General features: G+C 38.5%; 20 protein-coding genes. 16 read left to right on the forward strand and 4 right to left on the reverse strand.

What is annotated here, in order from left to right; all coding sequences use genetic code 11:
• Window positions 1-94 precede the first annotated feature (94 nt).
• A complete protein-coding gene (locus SOP96_RS11995) occupies window positions 95-1,306 on the forward strand; it encodes a DUF763 domain-containing protein (RefSeq protein ID WP_326321178.1) in 1,212 nt (403 codons plus the stop codon).
• Window positions 1,307-1,369: 63 nt separating this feature from the next.
• On the opposite strand, the gene SOP96_RS12000 is transcribed toward SOP96_RS11995, so the two are convergent.
• The gene (locus SOP96_RS12000; RefSeq protein WP_326321179.1) at window positions 1,370-2,209 is read right to left on the reverse strand and encodes an SDR family NAD(P)-dependent oxidoreductase; all 840 of its coding nucleotides are present in this window, start codon (window positions 2,207-2,209) and stop codon (window positions 1,370-1,372) included.
• Window positions 2,210-2,507: 298 nt separating this feature from the next.
• On the reverse strand, window positions 2,508-2,936 hold the full coding sequence (locus SOP96_RS12005; RefSeq protein ID WP_326321180.1) for a DUF4268 domain-containing protein: 429 nt from the start codon (window positions 2,934-2,936) through the stop codon (window positions 2,508-2,510).
• A 156-nt stretch (window positions 2,937-3,092) separates the two neighbouring features.
• Between SOP96_RS12005 and SOP96_RS12010 the strand changes: the two genes are divergently transcribed.
• The 6 genes from SOP96_RS12010 to SOP96_RS12035 all read left to right on the forward strand — a co-directional run bounded on the left by SOP96_RS12010 (window position 3,093) and on the right by SOP96_RS12035 (window position 7,820).
• On the forward strand, window positions 3,093-3,500 hold the full coding sequence (locus tag SOP96_RS12010; protein WP_072884541.1) for an RrF2 family transcriptional regulator: 408 nt from the start codon (window positions 3,093-3,095) through the stop codon (window positions 3,498-3,500).
• A gap of 84 nt (window positions 3,501-3,584) precedes the next feature.
• On the forward strand, window positions 3,585-4,277 hold the full coding sequence (locus SOP96_RS12015) for a phosphoadenylyl-sulfate reductase (RefSeq protein ID WP_326321181.1): 693 nt from the start codon (window positions 3,585-3,587) through the stop codon (window positions 4,275-4,277).
• A gap of 19 nt (window positions 4,278-4,296) precedes the next feature.
• Complete coding sequence (gene cysD / locus SOP96_RS12020; RefSeq protein WP_326321182.1) at window positions 4,297-5,205, forward strand: sulfate adenylyltransferase subunit CysD; 909 nt, start codon at window positions 4,297-4,299, stop codon at window positions 5,203-5,205.
• A gap of 67 nt (window positions 5,206-5,272) precedes the next feature.
• The gene (locus SOP96_RS12025) at window positions 5,273-6,514 is read left to right on the forward strand and encodes a sulfate adenylyltransferase subunit 1 (protein ID WP_326321183.1); all 1,242 of its coding nucleotides are present in this window, start codon (window positions 5,273-5,275) and stop codon (window positions 6,512-6,514) included.
• 39 nt (window positions 6,515-6,553) lie between these two features.
• Window positions 6,554-7,438 (forward strand): sulfite exporter TauE/SafE family protein, encoded by an 885-nt coding sequence (locus SOP96_RS12030; protein WP_326321184.1) that lies wholly within the window; start codon window positions 6,554-6,556, stop codon window positions 7,436-7,438.
• Window positions 7,439-7,529: 91 nt separating this feature from the next.
• Window positions 7,530-7,820: a putative quinol monooxygenase gene (locus SOP96_RS12035; protein ID WP_326321185.1), complete on the forward strand. Its 291-nt coding sequence runs from the start codon at window positions 7,530-7,532 to the stop codon at window positions 7,818-7,820.
• Between the two features lie 125 nt (window positions 7,821-7,945).
• On the opposite strand, the gene SOP96_RS12040 is transcribed toward SOP96_RS12035, so the two are convergent.
• Together SOP96_RS12040 and SOP96_RS12045 are read right to left on the reverse strand one after the other, a co-directional pair.
• The gene (locus tag SOP96_RS12040) at window positions 7,946-9,253 is read right to left on the reverse strand and encodes a T9SS type A sorting domain-containing protein (protein WP_326321186.1); all 1,308 of its coding nucleotides are present in this window, start codon (window positions 9,251-9,253) and stop codon (window positions 7,946-7,948) included.
• 212 nt (window positions 9,254-9,465) lie between these two features.
• Window positions 9,466-10,284, reverse strand: a complete 819-nt coding sequence (locus SOP96_RS12045; RefSeq protein WP_326321187.1) for a T9SS-dependent choice-of-anchor J family protein — start codon at window positions 10,282-10,284, stop codon at window positions 9,466-9,468.
• Between the two features lie 96 nt (window positions 10,285-10,380).
• Between SOP96_RS12045 and SOP96_RS12050 the strand changes: the two genes are divergently transcribed.
• From SOP96_RS12050 to SOP96_RS12090, 9 genes are all read left to right on the forward strand, one after another.
• The gene (locus SOP96_RS12050) at window positions 10,381-12,516 is read left to right on the forward strand and encodes a TonB-dependent receptor plug domain-containing protein (RefSeq protein WP_326321188.1); all 2,136 of its coding nucleotides are present in this window, start codon (window positions 10,381-10,383) and stop codon (window positions 12,514-12,516) included.
• Window positions 12,517-12,527: 11 nt separating this feature from the next.
• Complete coding sequence (locus tag SOP96_RS12055; protein WP_326321189.1) at window positions 12,528-13,655, forward strand: HmuY family protein; 1,128 nt, start codon at window positions 12,528-12,530, stop codon at window positions 13,653-13,655.
• Between the two features lie 42 nt (window positions 13,656-13,697).
• The gene (locus tag SOP96_RS12060) at window positions 13,698-14,576 is read left to right on the forward strand and encodes a heme/hemin ABC transporter substrate-binding protein (RefSeq protein ID WP_326321190.1); all 879 of its coding nucleotides are present in this window, start codon (window positions 13,698-13,700) and stop codon (window positions 14,574-14,576) included.
• Window positions 14,560-15,603, forward strand: coding sequence for a FecCD family ABC transporter permease (locus SOP96_RS12065; protein ID WP_326321191.1), 1,044 nt, complete (start codon window positions 14,560-14,562; stop codon window positions 15,601-15,603). Before SOP96_RS12060 ends, SOP96_RS12065 begins: the two co-directional genes overlap by 17 nt.
• Complete coding sequence (locus SOP96_RS12070; RefSeq protein WP_326321192.1) at window positions 15,600-16,370, forward strand: heme ABC transporter ATP-binding protein; 771 nt, start codon at window positions 15,600-15,602, stop codon at window positions 16,368-16,370. Before SOP96_RS12065 ends, SOP96_RS12070 begins: the two co-directional genes overlap by 4 nt.
• A gap of 1 nt (window position 16,371) precedes the next feature.
• A complete protein-coding gene (locus SOP96_RS12075) occupies window positions 16,372-17,022 on the forward strand; it encodes a class I SAM-dependent methyltransferase (protein ID WP_326321193.1) in 651 nt (216 codons plus the stop codon).
• A gap of 4 nt (window positions 17,023-17,026) precedes the next feature.
• A complete protein-coding gene (locus SOP96_RS12080; protein WP_326321194.1) occupies window positions 17,027-18,055 on the forward strand; it encodes a hemin-degrading factor in 1,029 nt (342 codons plus the stop codon).
• A 186-nt stretch (window positions 18,056-18,241) separates the two neighbouring features.
• Window positions 18,242-19,114 carry a ChaN family lipoprotein gene (locus SOP96_RS12085; protein ID WP_326321195.1) on the forward strand — a complete coding sequence of 291 codons (873 nt, stop codon included), beginning with the start codon at window positions 18,242-18,244 and terminating at the stop codon, window positions 19,112-19,114.
• 251 nt (window positions 19,115-19,365) lie between these two features.
• On the forward strand, window positions 19,366-19,995 hold the full coding sequence (locus SOP96_RS12090; protein ID WP_326321196.1) for a peptide deformylase: 630 nt from the start codon (window positions 19,366-19,368) through the stop codon (window positions 19,993-19,995).
• Window positions 19,996-20,108 lie beyond the last annotated feature (113 nt).

Here is a 20,108-nt window from a genome sequence, read left to right on the forward strand (position 1 = left end):
TAAATTTAATTAGTGAATATTCGTGAAAATATTTGTGCTTAAATTACTGACCTTAATCACTAAAATTTAATTCTAATAACCCTACCTTTACCTCATGAAACGTTCCGGAACAGCAGATTTACCGCTTCACTATGGCAAAGTACCGCCGTGGCTTTATGAACGGATGTCTATTCTGGGGCTTTCAATCATAGAGGTGATTCTTGCGGATTACGGAAAAGATGAGGTATTAAGAAGGCTCGCAGATCCGTTTTGGTTTCAGAGTTTTGGTGCGGTAATGGGCATGGACTGGCATTCATCAGGGATTACTACCTCCGTTATGGGTGCGCTGAAACGTTCCATTAACCCGAATTCCCATACTCTCGGATTGTATATCTGTGGCGGAAAAGGAAAATTTTCACGGGAAACTCCTTCGGAACTGATTCAAATCGCCGATAAGACAGGGTTGAACGGAACCGAACTGGTAAGAGCCAGCAAGCTTTCGGCAAAAGTAGATAATACAGCTATTCAGGACGGTTATCAATTATATTTGCATAATTTTATCCTGGCAGACAACGGAAACTGGAGTGTCATTCAACAAGGCATGCATGAATCCGACAGTACGGCAAGGCGTTATCATTGGCATTCCGAAAATATAAAGTCTTTTGTAGAAGAACCTCACACAGGAATCAACGGAATTTCAAGAGGTAAAATTTTAAATCTTACCGATTCGGATGCTTCCGAAAATAGGAAAGGAATTTTGGATATCTCCCACACCGATTCTGCGGAAATCATGAGCGATTTTGCAAGGTTAATTCTTCCTGCACACCACGATGTACAGTCTTCCGACGTTGATTTGAAACGTCTTGGAGCCTTGTTGTATGTAACCCGCGAGCAACAGCCCCAAAATTTTGAAGATCTGCTGATGCTGGAAGGAGTAGGGCCAAGAACCATGCAGTCGCTTGCTTTGGTAAGTGAAGTAATTCACGGGGCGCCATCAAGATTTACGGATCCTGCAAGATTTTCATTTGCTCACGGTGGAAAAGACGGTCATCCTTTCCCGATTCCCACTAAAGTTTATGATGAAAGCATCAGCATTATCAAAACAGGAATTGAAAAATCAAAGCTCGGTAATTCCGACAAATTAAAGACATTGAACAAGCTTCACGATATTGTTGTAAAAACCGAACAGGATTTTACCCCTGATTTTGATATTCAGGAAGTCATTGAAGAAGAGAGACAGAATTCATGGCGATTTGGCGGTAAAACTGTTTTCGGTGATGCTCAAAAGCCTTCTCCACCAAAACCGATCCAGCTTTCCCTGTTCTGACAAACTAAAAAGCCTTATACTTTTTTAGTATAAAGCTTTTGTCTAAATTGTGGATTCTGAATTTTAGATTCCTGTAGATAAAGTTAAATCTTCCCAGCTTTTAGCATCTTTTGTAATGGCTTCGATCTTATTGTTCAGGAATTCCGGAGCTCCGACTCCCAACAGCAAATGTACCGGCGGATTTTCTTCTTTGCTGATCTGTATTAAAACATCAGCCGCTTTTACAGGATCATTCGGCTGGTTACCATTGATCTCATCCAGGTGTGCTTTCTCTGAATTTCTTGCCGCTTCGTAAGCTTCAATAGAATTTTCAGGTGTTTTTACAGAATCTTTCGTCAGGAAATCCGTACGGAAATAAGCAGGATAAACAACCGTTGCATGAACTCCAAAATCTTTTGCTTCTTCCGCCAGAGCTTCCGTAAAGCCGGCTACTGCAAATTTTGTGGAACAATAAACACCCCATCCCGGAAAACCTCCGTAATACCCGCCAACAGATGAAATGTTGAAAATATTTCCGGATTTTTGACCTCTGAGATAAGGCATTGCATTTCTGATGACATTTAAAGTTCCGAAAACATTAACGTCGAAATTCGCTCTTGCTTCAGCATCGCTTAATTCTTCCAACGTTCCCAATTGACCGTAACCTGCATTGTTAACGATCACATCAACATTTCCGAAATGTTCTACTGTTTTGGCTAAAACAGATTGTACATCGTTGTTGTCCGTGATATTCATACTCAACGGGAGGAAATTTTCAGAAACCTCTCCGAATGCATCTGTTAAAGATGTTACCGTGCGGCTTGTTGCAGCTACTTTATAGCCATCAGATAATAATTTTTTTACCAGTTCGAACCCAAGACCTTTAGACGCTCCTGTCACGAACCATACTTTTTTTGCTTCCATTTTTTAATATTTTTATTGTTTTAAATGATGGTACAAAGATGGTAAGAAGCATGGTTTTAAAAGTAGCCGAATCCACGAATGATGTAATCAAATCGTGAATGATCCAATGATCTGCATTTTATTATGAATGAGTTTGGAAATTGAAAGATTGAGGTTAAGGATCATGTAAACACTCCGGTTTTAATCTTTTATCTCCCATCTTCTATGCAGAAGGTAACTTTTTTAACTATTATTGATAATCTACCAAGTAAGGAAAGGAAATATTGCGGCATTTGTCATTTGGCAAATAAAAAGAACATTAAACATCCTTTATAAAATCTTCGTATTCATAATAAAACCTTTCAAAGCCATCCATTTTATCAACAAAAAACTGGAAAGTTTCCTGCCATGTATTTTTATTGAAAATCGAAACACCATGCTTTTCAGCCCAGATTCTGCTGATGATTTTTCCGTTTTCCAGCGTATAAAATTCTTCCTTATAAAAATCGCCGATAAAATCTTTCAGAATATCCTCAAGCGACCAGATCTTTTCATAATAAGCATTCCTGAAAATCTCATCTTTCATTTCAATGTCCAGAGACACCTCCGCCTTTTTATTATCTGCATAAAATTTGAACGACATATCTTTGATCTTGGTATCGTATAAAATCCATTTTCTCGGGAAAGACTTTCCAAAAGCCGTCCAAAACTCTTTTTTTAACTGTTGTGCTTCCTGTTTGCTGAACATGGGACAAAAATAGGAAAAAAAGTAAAGTCAGGTAAATGGGTAAAAGAAGAATCTAGGTAAATGCCTGAAATTAAATATTTCACTGAAAATTCTTTTTACTTTTTACATTTGCCCTGGCTCTTTTACTATTTCACTTTTTTTCCTATTTTTGTAGTAATGCTGTCTAAAAAATCTCAATACGCCTTTAAAGCACTGTCTTACCTTGTAGAAAAAAGGAACGACGGCCCGATTCTTATTTCCGAAATTGCGGATCATAGAAAGATCCCTTTAAAGTTTTTGGAAAATATCCTGCTTGAACTGAAAAAAGCGGGAATTCTCGACAGTAAAAAAGGAAAAGGAGGAGGCTATTTTTTTAAAGAAAATCCTGAAAATGTAAAGCTTGCCAAAATCATTCGCCTCGTCAACGGGCCCATAGCACTGCTTCCCTGTGTAAGCCTGAACTTCTACGAAAAATGTGAAGACTGTACGGAAGATCATTGTGGTCTGCATGATGTACTCATTGAGGTAAGGGATGCTTCATTAAATATTCTTGAGAGAAAAACCCTAATGGATCTGGTCGATTAACGGCCCTTTTTTTAATTATTAGTCTACTTTTTTGGTGGGATAATAATTTTATTGGATATTTGCATTACTTCAAATGAACAAAGTATGATTTCAAAAGAAGATGCAGAAACACTCAGACAGCTTTCAGCAGAGGACGGATTGAAATTTATTTCATCAAAATTTCCGGAAACAGCTGCTTTTTCAACCTCACTTGGTCAGGAAGATCAGGTTATTACCGATATTATTTTCAGAAATGAGCTTCCGATAAAAGTTTTTACCCTGGACACCGGAAGACTTTTTTATGAGCATTATGAATTGCTTTCAAAAAACAATTCAAGATACAACATAAAAACGGAAGTCTATTTTCCGGATCCATCGGATGTGGAAAAATACACCAATGAAAAAGGAATTAATGCTTTTTACCATTCTGTGGAGAACAGAAAAGAATGTTGTTTTATCAGAAAGGTTAAACCTTTAAACCGCGCCCTTGAAAATGCAGACATTTGGATCACAGGATTGCGTTCGGAACAGTCTGAAAACCGCGAAAATATGCCGGTCATCGAATGGGACGAAGAACGTAAGCTGTACAAATACAATCCATTAATCAGCTGGAATTACCAGCAGGTTCTCGTATATCTTCGGCAAAATAATGTCCAGGAGCTGTCTTTGCACAAAAAAGGATTCATCAGTGTTGGCTGTCAGCCTTGCACAAGAGCAATTGTTGAAGGAGAAAATCCCCGTGCAGGACGTTGGTGGTGGGAAAATTCACAAAAAGAATGCGGTCTTCATTCGCATTAATTTGAATATTACTTTCAAAATGAATACATATAAACTAGACTACCTGGAACAGCTTGAGGCTGAAAGTATTTATATCATGCGGGAAATCGCCGCACAGTTTGAAAAACCGGCTTTGCTTTTCAGCGGCGGAAAAGATTCCATCACATTGGTTCATCTTGCAATAAAAGCTTTTGCGCCCATGAAAATCCCGTTTCCTTTGGTACATATCGATACTGGACATAACTTTCCGGAAGCATTGCAGTTCAGGGATTATCTTGCACAAACGATCGGTGCAGAACTGATCGTGAGAAGCGTAGAAGATACGATTAAAGCTAAAAAATTAACAGAACCTAAAGGGAAATTTGCCTCACGAAACTGGCTTCAGACCCACACTTTACTTGATACGATTGAAGAATTCGGGTTTGATGCATGCATCGGCGGAGCCAGAAGGGACGAGGAAAAAGCAAGGGCGAAAGAACGTTTTTTCTCTGTTCGTGATGAATTCGGACAATGGGATCCGAAATTACAGCGTCCGGAACTCTGGAATATTTATAACGGAAGAATCAGCAAAGGTGAAAATGTAAGGGTTTTCCCGATTTCCAACTGGACGGAACTGGATGTCTGGAATTATATAAAAACAGAAAATATTCAGCTTCCATCCATTTATTTTGCGCATGATCGTGATGTGATCGAACATGAAGGACAGTTGATTGCCGTTTCGGATTTTATACGGATTGATGAGCATGATACAATTGTCAATAAAAAAGTCCGGTACCGAACCGTAGGAGACATGACCTGCACGGCAGCCGTAGAAAGCTACGCTGAAACGCTTGATGAGGTAGTCAGTGAAATTACAGCCTCCAGGATTTCCGAGAGGGGCGAAACCAGAATTGATGATAAAGTAACAGAAGCCGCCATGGAAGACCGAAAAAAAGGTGGATATTTTTAGACAGAAGACTAAAAGCAGTCAGTTTATCAATCATCATTTATTAATCATCAATCATCATAAACTAAACATGGACATATTAAGATTTATCACTGCAGGAAGTGTGGATGACGGCAAAAGTACCCTCATCGGAAGGCTTCTTTACGACAGTAAAAACATATTGGTCGACCAGCTGGAAGCACTGGAAAAACAATCGAAAAACAAAAATGAAAACGGAATAGACCTTGCGATTTTGACAGACGGATTACGCGCGGAAAGAGAACAGGGAATCACCATTGATGTTGCCTACCGTTATTTTTCGATGCCCAAAAGAAAATTTATCATTGCCGATGCACCGGGACATATTCAGTACACGAGAAATATGATTACAGGAGCGTCAAACTCGCAACTGATTGTTATTCTTATTGATGCAAGACAGGGCGTTATTGAGCAGACCAGAAGACATTCCATCATTGCCTCATTATTAAAAATGAAAAATGTGGTGGTTGCCATCAACAAAATGGATCTTGTTGGTTATTCACAGGATGTTTTTAATGATATAAAAATTCAGTATGATGAAGTTGCGCAAAAACTGGGACTGGAAAATGTAAGCTATTTCCCGATATCAGCGTTTTATGGTGATAATATTGTTTCGAAATCGGAGAATATGAGCTGGTATGAAGGGCCTTCACTACTTGATTTTCTGGAAACGGTTGATGTTCATAATCAGGATGAATTTGAACATCCCAGATTCCAGGTGCAGTACGTAATCCGTCCGCAAACCGATGATCTTCATGATTACAGAGGTTATGCCGGAGAAGTGATTTCAGGAATATACAGAAAAGGTGACGAACTTACCGTACTTCCGCAGAATATCCGCACAAAAATATCGAGAATTGAAACCGGAGGAAAAGAAGTTGATTCCATTTTTGCAGGTCAGCCTGCCGTTATCCATATTGAAGACGATATTGACATCAGCCGTGGTGATTTTCTCGTAAAGCCTGAATCTGAGCCAAAAGTGGAAAATGAAATTGAAGCGATAGTTTGTTGGCTGGATAAAAAGGAATTAACAGAAGGCGGCAAATATTTTATTCAGCATAAAAGCAAGCTTCTGAAGGCTCTTGTAAAAGAAATTGAATACAAAATTGACGTCAATACACTAGAAAAAATACCGGTTACGGAAAATATCAGGCTCAATGAAGTAGTAAAAATTCGGATGAAAACGGCTTCGCCTCTTGTATTCGACAGTTTTGATAAAAGCCGAAGCACAGGAAACGCGATCCTGATCGATGAAACAAGCAATTCTACCGTAGGCGCTGTCATGATCTTATAGTGTAAAAATTATTGTTTTATCAATATAAAATTAACCGCAATGATCATCTCAAGAAAAATTCAGTTCAGGCTCAATGTCTTTTTTGTAACGGCTGCCGTGCTTTCTGTTGCTGTATTTACGATGTATGAACTTGGATATCTGGATGAACTTTTCACCATCCTGGCTAAAGATAATTATATTTTTTACTGGATGCTGCTGGTGGGAATTTTAGCTGAGGTTGTTGCGGGATCTATGGGAATGGGTTATGGAGTTATCTGTACCACCACATTACTGTTTCTCGGGATTCCGCCGCATGCGGTGAGTGCAAGCATTCATTCTGCGGAAAGCTTTACGACGGCGGCCGGGAGCATAAGCCATATCAGGCTGAAAAATGTAAGTAAAAATTTGGTCCAAAAGTTAGCAATTCCTGCTGTGATCGGAGCGGTGATTGGGGCTGTTTCCTTGACGTATCTCGGAGAATATTATTCAAAAATTACCAAAACAATTATTTCTTTTTATACGCTGTATCTGGGAATTCAGATTTTCTCTAATGCATTTAGGCATAAGCAGGATAAAAAATTAAAAAGGAAAACAAACCTTACCAGGCTTGGTCTTGCAGGAGGATTTATAGACTCTTTTGCCGGCGGCGGATGGGGACCTCTGGTAACCGGAACATTAATTAAAAATTCATTCACCCCAAGATTTGCGGTAGGAAGTTCTACAGTGGCCAAATTTATTTTGACGCTTACCGCTGCCATTACTTTTATTTTTACATTGGGCATTCAGCACTGGAACATCATTCTCGGGCTTCTGATCGGTGGAATTTTTACGGCACCTTTCTCCGCAATGCTTACAGCGAAGCTTCCTGTGAAAAGTATGTTTTTAGTAATAGGATTGCTCGTTATCATTATGAGTTCCATAACCATTTATAAATCTGTTTTTTAGAGTGAATCATCTTGCTTGTGGAAAATAAAAGCAATAAAAAAATATTTTCGGTTTTGAAAATATTTTACTTTTACATCATTAAAAAAATACTATGAACATACACGTTGTTGCCGTTTTTAAATTCAATGAAAATTATTTAATGGAAGCCGTTGAGCACTTTCAAACGCTCGTAAGAGAAACCAGAAAAGAAGAAGGCTGCCTGCAATATGACCTTATTGAAGATAAAAATAATAAAGGAACATTTTTTATGGTGGAATTATGGGAAACTGAAGACCATCTTAACCGTCACAGCGGACAGGATCATCTGCTAAATTTCAGAAAAGATGTATCCAAAATGCTGGAAAGTTCTATCGAAGTGTATAAAGGTTTTAAAACACTTTAAAAAGAATCAGTTCCGAAAAAGCTAAAAGGCTGTCCACAATTGCGGGCAGCCTTTTATTAGAAAAAATAGAAAGTATTATTTTAAAAGTGAAAAGTGAACATTCAACTTTAAAAATTCATAATTGCCTATTTCACAATCAGCTTTTTCGTTTCCGTTTGTCCGCCGAAAGTTATTTTCACCAGATAGTTTCCGGAAGAAAGATGAGAAAGATTCAAATCCTGCTTATAAAATCCTGCCTGGTTGGTTAATTCAGCAGCATGTACTTTTTTGCCGGATAGGTCATACACTTCCACATTTCCTTTGCTGCTGAGTTTTTCTTTAACATCAAATAAAACAGTTACCTGCTTATCTGCTGTTGTTGGGTTCGGATAAATCCCGAAAGAAGCTTTTTTACCTGAAACATCGGTTGTTCCTAAAACAGAAGTGATGTTTTTATATTTGAAGTACATATTTCCGGTTTGCGAGCCTTCATTGGAGGTAAAATACATTCTATAATATTCAGATCCCTGTTTAATGTAATACACCACATCATTATAAACACCCATTGTCGGTTTCCAGGAATGGCCGATTGCAGTAATATTGCTTGAAAATGAAGCAGATGCAGGAAGGGTAGTGGTTGTTGTTGCCTGTGTTTCAGGCTGTACCTTCGCTACGGTAATATTTGAATTCTGAATAACACCGGACATTCTGTACTTCATCGTAGCAGGCAGTCCTGTATTCGGGTCGGTGTAGGGATAATCGGTCCAGTACCTGGTGAACATAAAGTCCCAGCTGGTTTTTGAAGGTTCGAGATTGGTCACCTTATCACCGGTTGCAAAAGAGAAATAATTAAAATAAGCATCATCCGTTCCGTTGGCAATGGTTTTTGTAACAGTTGTGTCCCAAGAAGAATTGGCAGCATTCCATTTGGCATATTTAAAAGTGTAGCCTCCGAAATAATCGTCAATCATAAATTTATAATACGTATTGCTCGAAACATATTTCAGGATAAAAATGACTTTTCCTTCGATGTGGTGATTTCCCGGATTGTATTCGCCCCAGCCGTACGTAGCGGTTCCCTGCTCGAAAGCACCTTCCTGGATGGAATTGGTATTATCAAGGTTAAATAATGGCGATCCGTAGGAAGAGACAGCATTCGTGGTGATGGAATTCCAGTCATTCGGATTGTTGGAAGCCTGATAGACTTCTATATTTTGTGCATCATTAATTCTCGTCCCGAAATTCATGCTCGAATTTCTATAGAACGCAATATCCCAGGTATTGGCAGGCTGAGATACCATTACATTGGCACTCAAGTCAAAGAATACACGGTTCTGGTAACTCGCTCCCATGGACATATTTACTGTTGTATATCCATTGGTGTCTACTTGAGAAAAGACGGATTGCTGTATGCTTAATGAAAGCAATGATGCAAAAAGTAGTTTTGTTTTCATAATCAGATGTACATTATTATTTAGAATTATTCTACAAAACTAAATAAATTATTTTTAATTGTTCTAAATAAAATATGATTTTTATCGTGTTTTACATTAAAATTTTATTTGTATCATTGAATAGGAATGCATTCGGATAGCTTATTAAACAAAAAAGACCGACTTATGAGATCATAAATCAGTCTTTCGCAGTAAGAGTAGTCTAATAAATCTTACTTTTTAACAAATTTGGATTTTACAGCAAAGCCTTCCGAATTTTCAATAATAATATAATATACTCCAGTCTGAAGCGTGCTGATATCGAAAGATTTTCCTGATAGTTTTCCACCTGCAACTTTCTGTCCGGATGCAGAATAAATACTGATATTTTTAAGGTCTTTTTTAGTGATGAATTCTAAAGCTGTATTATCGGAATTCACTGCAAATTGTATAGGTTCCTGAGATTTGATCTGATCAGAAACCGAAAGGTTTGAAGCGGTATTATACACCACATTATCAATCTGTATCGCAACGTGTGTCGCCGAAGGGGTAAACCTGAAAACAATATACTGTGAAGACGAAGCCGGAATAGGAACGCTGATATTCTGTATGGTTCCGATGGTTCCTACAGTAACAGGAATACCAACAGCAACAAAGGTAGACATATCGGCAGGATTTGAAGCCAGACCAATCTGAATTGTTCCCGGACCCGGTGACGGAGAAACCAAAGTCGTCTGAAAAGATAATGTTTTATCCCCTGCAGGAGCTGCAATCTGCGGAGAAATGAGGTAAGACGGTGCAGTGCCGTTGTTTCCGGCATAAGACTGTACAAATTTATTGGTAGGATTATCGTTATCCTGTGCAACGATCATTCTCGGAGATACCTGAGGAAAATCCGGAGTGAGAGAAGCGGTTATGGCCGACCAGCCACCTTGCGGGAATGTAGTGTTTCCTGCGGTAAAGCTGTCAAAGTTTTCATTAAGCGTTGCTACCTGCGCCTGTGCAGTTATTGCTGTAAACAATAAAGTTCCTAAAAGTAGTCTTAAGTTCATAATGTTATTTTTATTTAGAATTATTCCACAAAATTATAATAATTATTTTTAACTGTTCTAAATAAAATTATATATTTGTCAAAAATTTTTCTCTCTATGAAAAAGAAAGTGCTTTCCATACTATCCTTATCCGTTATTTTATGGGTGAATGCACAGGAAAAAGATTCTCTTAAGCAAAAAACAATTGATGAGGTGGTCATTACAGGGCAGTTCATGCAACAATCCATTGATAAATCGATTTATAAAGTTGAAGTGATTGATTCGCAGCAGATCAAAAATATGGCCGTAACGAACGTTGCCGAAGTACTCAATCAAAATCTTAATATTTTAATAGAACCCAGCAAAAGCTCAGGAAATTCTACTGCAAATATTATGGGTCTCAGCGGTGAGTATACAAAGATTCTTATCGATAATATTCCGGTGGTAAGCGATGAAGGCATGGGAAATCTTGTGGATCTTACGAAGATCAACGTCAACAATATCGAAAGAATCGAAATCGTAAAAGGTTCAATGGGCGTAGAATACGGAAATAATGCTGTAGCCGGAGTCATCAATATTATCACGAAGAAAAATTACAGCAAAAAATTTACTGCATTGGCATCTGTACAGGAAGAAACCGTAGGAAAAGATTACGACTGGTTCAAGAAAGGAAACGGACGCCATATTCAGTCACTGAATCTTGGTTATAGGTTTAACGATTATTGGTCAGTTTCCGCAGATATCAACCATAATGATTTTCAGGGATACAAAGGTTCGCTTAACGGGTATAAATATTTCAGCGAAAATAACGACGGCAAGCGAGGGTATGATTGGCAGCCTAAAGATCAGCTTACGGCAAACGGAACCATCCGTTACAGCAAAAACAATACAAGCTTTTTTTACAAGCTGAATTTTCTTACGGAAGAAATAAACTATTACAATCCTTTAGTGACAGATCTTCCTTTGGGCGGAGGAAACAGAACGTATACCGCAAACGATAAAGATTACCATACCAACCGATGGATTCACCAGTTTAATATTCAGACAAAACTCGGAAGAATTAATTATAACGGAGATTTCTCATACCAAAGCCAGGAAAGGAAATCACAGGTTTATACGTATGATGTTCCCAACAGGCAGAAAATCTCAAGAGATCCTGAAATCACATTCTACAAATCTGATGTATTATATTCAAGAGGGATGTTCAGTAATTTTTTAGATAATGAAAAAATTAATTTCCAGCTTGGCTACGAATTAGACCGGACCAAAGGCTTTGCCGATGCCACCACTTTTGAAAGCAATAACAATGGCAAAAGTATTGAACGCGCTATATTCAATTATGCTAATTTCTTATCAGCTGAATGGAACATAAATGACAGGTTTTCATTTCGTCCGGGAGTTAGATTGACATTAAGCGACAGGTTCAGTTCGCAATATAACTATTCGGGAACATTAAGATTTATCACCTCCAAAAATTCGGACATCCGTGCCGTTTTCGGTTCTGCCAACCGATTTCCGACCTACGATGAATTGTACACATTTGTGGTCGATAATAATCATGACATCAGAGGAAATGAAAATCTTAAACCAGAAACCGGTTACTCAGCGTCTGTCTTCTGGGATTATGCTTTAACCAACTCCAGCAACTGGAAGTTTAATTTCAGCCTATCGGGAATGTACCTTGATGTACAAGACAGGATCGAAGATGTCATCATTAACAACAGTCCGCTGCAAATTACTTTTCTGAATGTAGATGACTATAAATCAATATTATTCGGAGGAGGAATTCATGTGAGAAAAGGTGATCTTTCCTTGAATGCTGGAGTTTCGGTGATGGGCGTTTCACAGGTTTTAAATACAGGAAATATTACTTCACCCGATGATTATAATTATTATGCTGAAGCCAATCTGGCCGCCAACTACACGTTACCTTCTACAAAAACACTGTTTGCCCTTTATTATAAATATACCGGAGCGCAGCGACGCTATACCTATCAGGGAAAAGAAAACGATCCGGGAGATCCGGGACAATATATTTTGGGAGAAATGGGAGATTTCAGCATGATGAATTTCACGGTAAGCCAGCCTTTCTTTAAAAATCATTTTGAAATAAGTGCGGGGGTCAAAAATATTTTTGACGTAACGAGTGTAAGAAATACGATTCTGGCGGGGGATACCCACAACGCTTCTTCCGGACTGCAAAACCTGTTCTACGGCAGAAGCTATTTCATGAGGTTAAATTATAATTTTTAAATACATTAAAAATGAAAAAAATACTCTATTGTTTGCTTGTTGGGGCTTCTTTTATCACTCAGTCCTGTATTAATGACAATGAAGATCCGGTGTCGGTTGCGAAAATAGAAGGATCCATCGCAGATCCGAGAGTAGGAGGTGCCAAACAACCCAATCAGGTGTGGATTGATCTTAGTGAAACGGATCCGGTGACGAAAGGGCCTGTACAGAAACTTACCAGAAGAACCGACTGGGATCTTGCCCTGTATTCAGGATCGGAATTTAAAGTGATGTTGAATTCTTCCATCATGATGGCTGCGGCTAAAATTCCTGGCGTTACAGATTTCAGCCAGGTTACGGAAGCCACGGTTTCCACCCTGAAAAATCAGGTTCAGGTAGCCAATTTCAATCCGTCCAATGAAATTTATATCGATGATGTTAAAGGAGATTTTCCTTCCGGATATACCGCCATTGAAGAAATTAAAGCTAATGATTCAGAAAACGGAGTTTACCTGGTCAATATGGGAAAAGAAATTTACACCGGATCGGTACCTGTTGGTTCCGTAGCAACAGGAGGCGACAGCCGCGGCTGGAAAAAAGTACAGATTGTACGTTCGGGAGAAGGATATAAAGTTAAATCTGCCGATATAGACGGAAGCAATTATTATGAAGTAACCGTGACTAAAAATGCGGCCTATAACTATAATTTTATCAGCTTAAAAAATAAAACCGAAGTATCCATTCAGCCTGAAAAGAAAAGATGGGACCTGTGTTTTACGGTATTTACCAACACCATTGCCGGAGCGGGAAGTTATATTTATGCAGATTTTGTAACAATCAATAATGTAGGCGGAACAGGTGCGTATGAAGTAATTGTTCCTGCAGGAACTTCGGGAGTGGAGGCGTATAACAATTTTAAAACTACTGATATTAATCCTTCAAAATTCATTTACAATGATCAGCGCGTCATCGGTTCCAATTGGAGAAATCCTGTAGGTACCAATGGTCTGGAAGTTTACGGGGACCGGTTTTATATTCTCAAAGATGCCAACGGATATTATTTCAAGCTGAGGTTTACAAGACTTACCAAAGCCAATACAGACGATCAGGGGGTGAAAGATGAAAGGGGTTTCCCTTCTTTCGAGTATAAGCCTTTGTAAGATTTACATTTTCTCTATTCAATAAATCAAATAAATATATCTATGAAAAAATTCATTCTTGCAGCTTCTGTTATTGTGGCAGTATATTCCTGCAAAAAAGAAGAGGGTGCTAAAACGGAAACTCAGACCGAAACAAAAGCGGAAACACCAAAATCCAATAATAAAATCGTAACGCTTAACGGTGGAATTACGGAAATTGTAGCAGCTTTAGGCCACGAAAAAGAAATCGTGGGAACAGATGTTACCAGCACGTATCCGGAATCGCTGAAAGCTACCGCTAAAGATTTAGGGCACGTAAGATCAATGACAATTGAGCCGATTATGGCCGTATCTCCGACATTGATTTTAGCTTCAGATAAAGACATTAATCCTGAGTTGATGGGTAAAATAAAATCTTCCGGAATCAAAACTGAAATTTTCAAACAGGAATTTACCGTAAACGGAACCAAAAAGCTGATTGCTGACGTGGCAAAAGCTCTCGGAAATACAGATTACCAAAAGCTTAACGATAAAATTGATGCGGATTTAAAGCAGATTCAGCCTATTGCTAAAAAACCGAAAGTATTATTTATCTATGCCAGAGGAAACATGCTGATGGTTTCAGGGAAAAATACACCAATGGCTTCTTTAATCGAAATTGCAGGAGGCGAAAATGCGGTTAATGACTTTGAAGATTTTAAACCTTTAACACCTGAAGCAGTGGTAAAAGCAAATCCGGATGTTTTGTTCTTCTTCACGAGCGGATTGCAGGGAGCGGGAGGAAATGAAGGCGCCCTGAAAATGCCGGGTGTTGCCCAAACCAATGCCGGGAAAAATAAAAAAATTATTGCGATGGATGGCGGACTGGTTTCCGGTTTTGGGCCAAGGCTGGGTGAGGCGGCTGTACAATTAAACAAACTGCTCATTGAAAACGCAAAGTAAATTATACGTTTACCTTACCATAAGTGCCATACTGCTTGTCATCATAGCAGTATGGTCACTCAATACCGGAGTTTACGACTTCGGAGGACAGTCTGTGTTTGAAATTCTGGGAAAAATAATGAAAGGAGATTCAACAGTATCAGTGAGCGACAAATATGTAGTCTGGGACGTGAGAGCAGCCAGAATTATCATGGCGATCCTCATCGGAAGTATGCTTGCCGTTTCCGGAACGAGCCTTCAGGGATTATTTAAAAATCCATTGGCAACAGGAGATTTAATAGGACTGACATCGGGAGCAACACTACTTGCCGCGATTACTATTGTTTTAGGAGGACATTTCAGACAGTATCTTCCTGAAGCTGTGCAATTTTCGCTGGTGGGTATTGCCGCTTTTGCTGGTTCATTATTATCAATGTTGTTGGTGTATAAAATCTCGACAAGCGGAGGAAAAACCAATGTGGTCATGATGTTGTTGTCCGGAGTTGCCATTACAGCCATCGGATTTTCTATCACCGGATTCCTGATTTATATTTCAAAAGACGAGCAGTTGAGAGATTTAACATTCTGGAATTTAGGAAGTTTAGCCGCTGCGACCTGGACGAAGAATATCATTTTAGGAATTGTCCTTCTGATTTCCTATATCATTCTGTTGCCTAAAGGTAAAGCATTGAATGCCATGATGCTGGGTGAAAAAGATGCGCAACACTTGGGAATCAACGTCGAAGCCTTGAAAAAACAGATTATCATTATTACGGCATTAATGATTGGAAGCTGTGTGGCATTTTCAGGAACAATTGGGTTTGTCGGACTTATTGTACCGTATATTTTAAGGCTTTTATTTAAATCAGATTATGCTTTTATCCTGCCTTTATCAGCAATCTGCGGAAGTGTTTTATTATTAACGGCAGATACATTCAGCAGGAGCATTGTTGAACCTTCGGAACTTCCTGTCGGGATTTTAACAGCATTAATGGGAGGTCCGATTTTCATTGCCATTTTAATTAAATTCAAAAAATCACTGTCATGATAAAGGCACATCAGATCAGTTACAGACATAAAGAATTTCATATTCTGGATTCGGTTGATGTTCATCTCGGATATGGTGAATTTCTCGCTATCGTAGGTCCGAACGGAGCCGGAAAATCCAGTCTGTTAAGTATTCTGGCGAATGAAGTGAAATCAAAACAACGAATTTTATTTAAAGATAAAAATATCAGTGAGTGGAAGGTTAATGAACTTTCAAAGCATAAAGCAAAGTTTTCGCAGCATAACAGCAACGATATTCCGCTTGAAGTAAAGGATGTCGTGATGATGGGACGCTATCCGTATTTCGAGACACAGCCGGCTCAGGAAGATTATGAAGCCATGAACAGCATGATGTACGAAACCGATGTTTTCCATCTGAAAGAAAGGGAATACAACACTTTGTCAGGAGGAGAAAAGCAGAGGGTACATTTATCCAGGGTAATGGCGCAGCTTCAGAATGAGATTGCCCATAAAGTCCTTTTTCTTGATGAGCCTTTGAATAATCTGGACGTAAAGCATCAATATAAAGCTTTGGAAATTATTAAAAAATTCACAACAAAAACCAATTCTGCCATTGTTGTTCTTCATGACCTCAATCTTGCAGCGCAATATGCGGATAAAGTTTTATTGATGAAATCGGGACGTGTAGCAGCCTGCGGAACACCGGCGGAAGTTTTTACCGCAGAAAACATCAGTGAAGCTTACAATTTTCCCTGCACGATCTGTGAGCATCCCATTACCGCTAAACCAATGATTATTTTTGGATGATATGGAAAAAAAGGATTTAAAAATAGTAGCACAGAACCTTGCGAATCCACAGGGAGAGAAGGGAATTGAGATTGGTGAAATGATGAATGCCACCAATATCGGAATGACGATGGAAAGTATTCAGACACTTTTGATAGAAGACAACGAAAGCATTCTTGAAATCGGGCACGGAAATGCAGACCATGTCAAAAGCATTTTAAACAAAGCAACAAACATACAATATACGGGAATTGATATTTCCGAAACCATGCATCAGGAAGCAAAAATGCGGAATGAAATGTTTGTAAATCAGGTAGATTTTGTCTTGTATGAAGGTAAGAAGCTGCCTTTTGGAGATAAAACTTTCGACAAAATATTTTCGGTAAACACGGTTTATTTCTGGGAAAACCCAATTGAATATGTAAATGAAATCTACCGCGTGCTAAAAGATAACGGCACATTCGTACTCACTTTCGCACAACGGGATTTCATGGAAAAACTGCCTTTCACACAGTTTGATTTCAAACTGTACAGCAACATTGAAATGGAAGAGATGATTTCGAAAAGCCATTTTAAAAGAATGAAAATTTCAGAGCGGGAAGAGCAGATCAAAAGCAAAACATCAGAAGAAACAATAACAAGAAATTATACAATTTTAACCATTAAAAAATAAAATAATGAGCACATTAGTAAACGATCTTAAAGAAAAATGGGAAGCTCTTAAAGCAGATAATCCTCATTTGAGAATCCGCAACGCAGCAGCAGAGCTGGGAGTGAGCGAAGCAGAATTGCTGGCTACAAACGTAGGAGAAGGCGTAACGGTTTTAAAGCCGGAATTTAAAGATATTCTTACGGAAGCAGAAGAATTGGGAAAAGTAATGGCGCTTACCCGTAATGACGAATGTGTTCATGAAAGAAAAGGAACGTACCTGAATGGTGATTTCAGCAGCCCTCATGCACAGCTTTTTGTGGGAGAAGATATTGACCTGAGAATTTTTCTTAACCACTGGAAATTCGCTTTTGCGGTGGTGGAAGGTGATAAAAAAAGCCTGCAGTTCTTCGGAAAAGACGGACTGGCTCTGCATAAAATCTATTTAACCAAAGACAGCCATGAAGCTGCTTTCGATGCAATCATAGAGAAATTTAAAGCAGATGAGCAGCATTCAATCATAGAATGTGAAGCTATTGTTCCGAAAGCTGAAGAAAAACCGGATTCCGAAATTGATGTGGAAGGTTTCCGAAAAGCATGGACAGATCTGAAAGATACCCATGATTTCTTTATGATGACCAGAAAATTCGGTGTGAGCAGAACGCAGGCATTACGACTGGCTCCGGAAGGATTTACCCAAAAAATCGACAGCGCGAAAGTAGTTAACGTTTTGGAAGATGCTTCTGAAAAACAGCTTCCGATCATGATTTTTGTCGGAAACAGGGGAATCATCCAGATTCATACGGGAACTGTTAAAAAAACACTTTGGCACCAGCAATGGTTTAATGTGATGGATCCGGATTTCAACCTTCATCTTGATGTCACAAAAATCGCGGAAGCGTGGATTGTTAAAAAACCTACGGAAGACGGTGAAGTTACTGCGATTGAAGTATTTAACAAAGAAGGAGATTTCATCGTACAGTTTTTCGGAAAAAGAAAACCGGGAATCCCGGAACTTCAGGAATGGAAAAATTTGGTTGCAGATCTTGAAAAATAAATAGTCAGATTAATTGTAAGGCCGTTTTGTTTTTTGCAGGGCGGCTTTTTGTTCTAATTACAATTTGCACAAATATTTTTTACAGATGGCACAGATGCTTTCAATTCAATCTGTATAAAGATAATTCAAAAAGTATTGTGATATTTGTGGAGCATTTGTGTCATTTGCGTTAAAAATAAAATTAAAATGAAAAATATTTTCTCAATACTATTGCTTGTCTTTTTCTGTTCATTGGATGCCCAGAATTTTAAAGCCTATCAGTTCTATAATAAAAAAGGAAAAGAGATCAGCACCGAAAAAATGGTGAAGGAACTGGCTGACTATGACGTTGTTTTCTTTGGTGAAAATCACAATAACTCCATCAATCACTGGCTGCAGCTGAAAGTTACAGAAGCACTTTACGAAAAGAAAAACGGACAGCTGATCCTTGGTGCCGAAATGTTTGAAAGGGATAACCAGGAACAGCTTAATAAATATCTAAATGGAACCTTCGATGCGAAAGCCCTGAAAGATTCTGCACGCTTGTGGAATAATTTCTCAACGGATTACAAACCTTTGGTTGATTTTGCTAAGGCTAAAAAATTACCGTTTATTGCCACTAATGTTCCCAGAAGATATGCTTCCCAGACTTCAAAGGAAGGGCTGGAATCTTTAAACAATTTATCCGCAAAAGACAAAACTTATATCGCGCAGCTTCCAATAAAAGTTACCCTTGAAACACCCGGTTATCCGGAAATGAAAAAAATGATGGGTGACCATGCGGAGGAAATGAAAGTGATGAATTTTATTTCGGCACAAGCTATAAAAGATGCTACAATGGCTGAATCGATTCTGAAAAGTTTTCAATCCGGAAAAACATTTATTCATTACAACGGAAATTACCACAGCAAAGAGTTTGGCGGAATTTACTGGTACATCAGACAGAAAAATCCTAATCTTAGAATGGCTGTAATATCTGTTTTTGAATCGGAAGACCCTGGACTGAATGTTCCTGAAAAAGACTATGTTCCGACGGATTTTAATCTCATACTGCCTGTGGATATGACGAAAACGTATTGACGGTGAGAGGTAAGAAGTGAGAAGTAAGATGTGCTATGGTATATTTAATTTATTTTCGCTGGTTGCGCGGATTACGCAGATTTAATTTTAAAATAAATGTTAAACAAGTAAGATAATCAGTAAAATATACAAAATCATCTGTGAAAATCTGTGGTCGAAGATATATCAAAAAGCTACCAAGATTTTAAATACGACGAATCGGTTTTGAAAAATTTAAAAACATCTTTTATCTTTGTCTGATATTCGGGAACATGAAAAAAATAGGATTTATCTTTGTACTTTTTATAAGTTTTATCAATTCTCAGAAGCTTACTCCGGCGGAAGTCTCATTAATAAATCAGGGAGATGTCAATACTGCACTTCCGATTTACCAGACTACCGATAATAATCAGCACAGAACTTTGCTCAATATTTCCACGGAAATCGATCCGCTGGATAAAAATACCGCAGTTTTGGTTAAAAGGATGAAAGAATCCTTGCTGTCAACCGACGGCGGAGTAGGAATTGCGGCACCACAGGTCGGGATCAATCGTAAAGTGATCTGGGTACAGCGCTTTGACAAACCCGGCGAGCCGTTGGAATATTTCATCAATCCGGTGATTGTCTGGAGATCGGAATTGCAAAACCTCGGTCCGGAAGGCGATTTGTCGATTCCCGATTTCAGAGATCAGTTTTACAGGAGTAAAGTGATCCAGCTGGAATATGTTGATTTAAAAGGACAAAAGTATTCTGAAATGGTGGAAGGATTTACTGCCGTGATCTTCCAGCATGAAATCGACCATCTTTTCGGAATTTTAATTTCGGATAAAAAAGAGAAAGAAAAGAATGATTCTTACCAGAAAGTAGATGCTTTTAAAAAAACGGATTCCGTGAAGCAATAATTTGTTTTAATAATTTCTGCCTGAGAAGCTTATATTTATAAAATAAAAAGAGGCTGACTTTTGGGACAGCCTCCACAATTATTAAAATCATTTACTTCCAAAATTCTTATTTT

The sequence above is a fragment of the Chryseobacterium salviniae genome (genome assembly GCF_035819015.1).
Lineage (GTDB): Bacteria > Bacteroidota > Bacteroidia > Flavobacteriales > Weeksellaceae > Chryseobacterium > Chryseobacterium salviniae.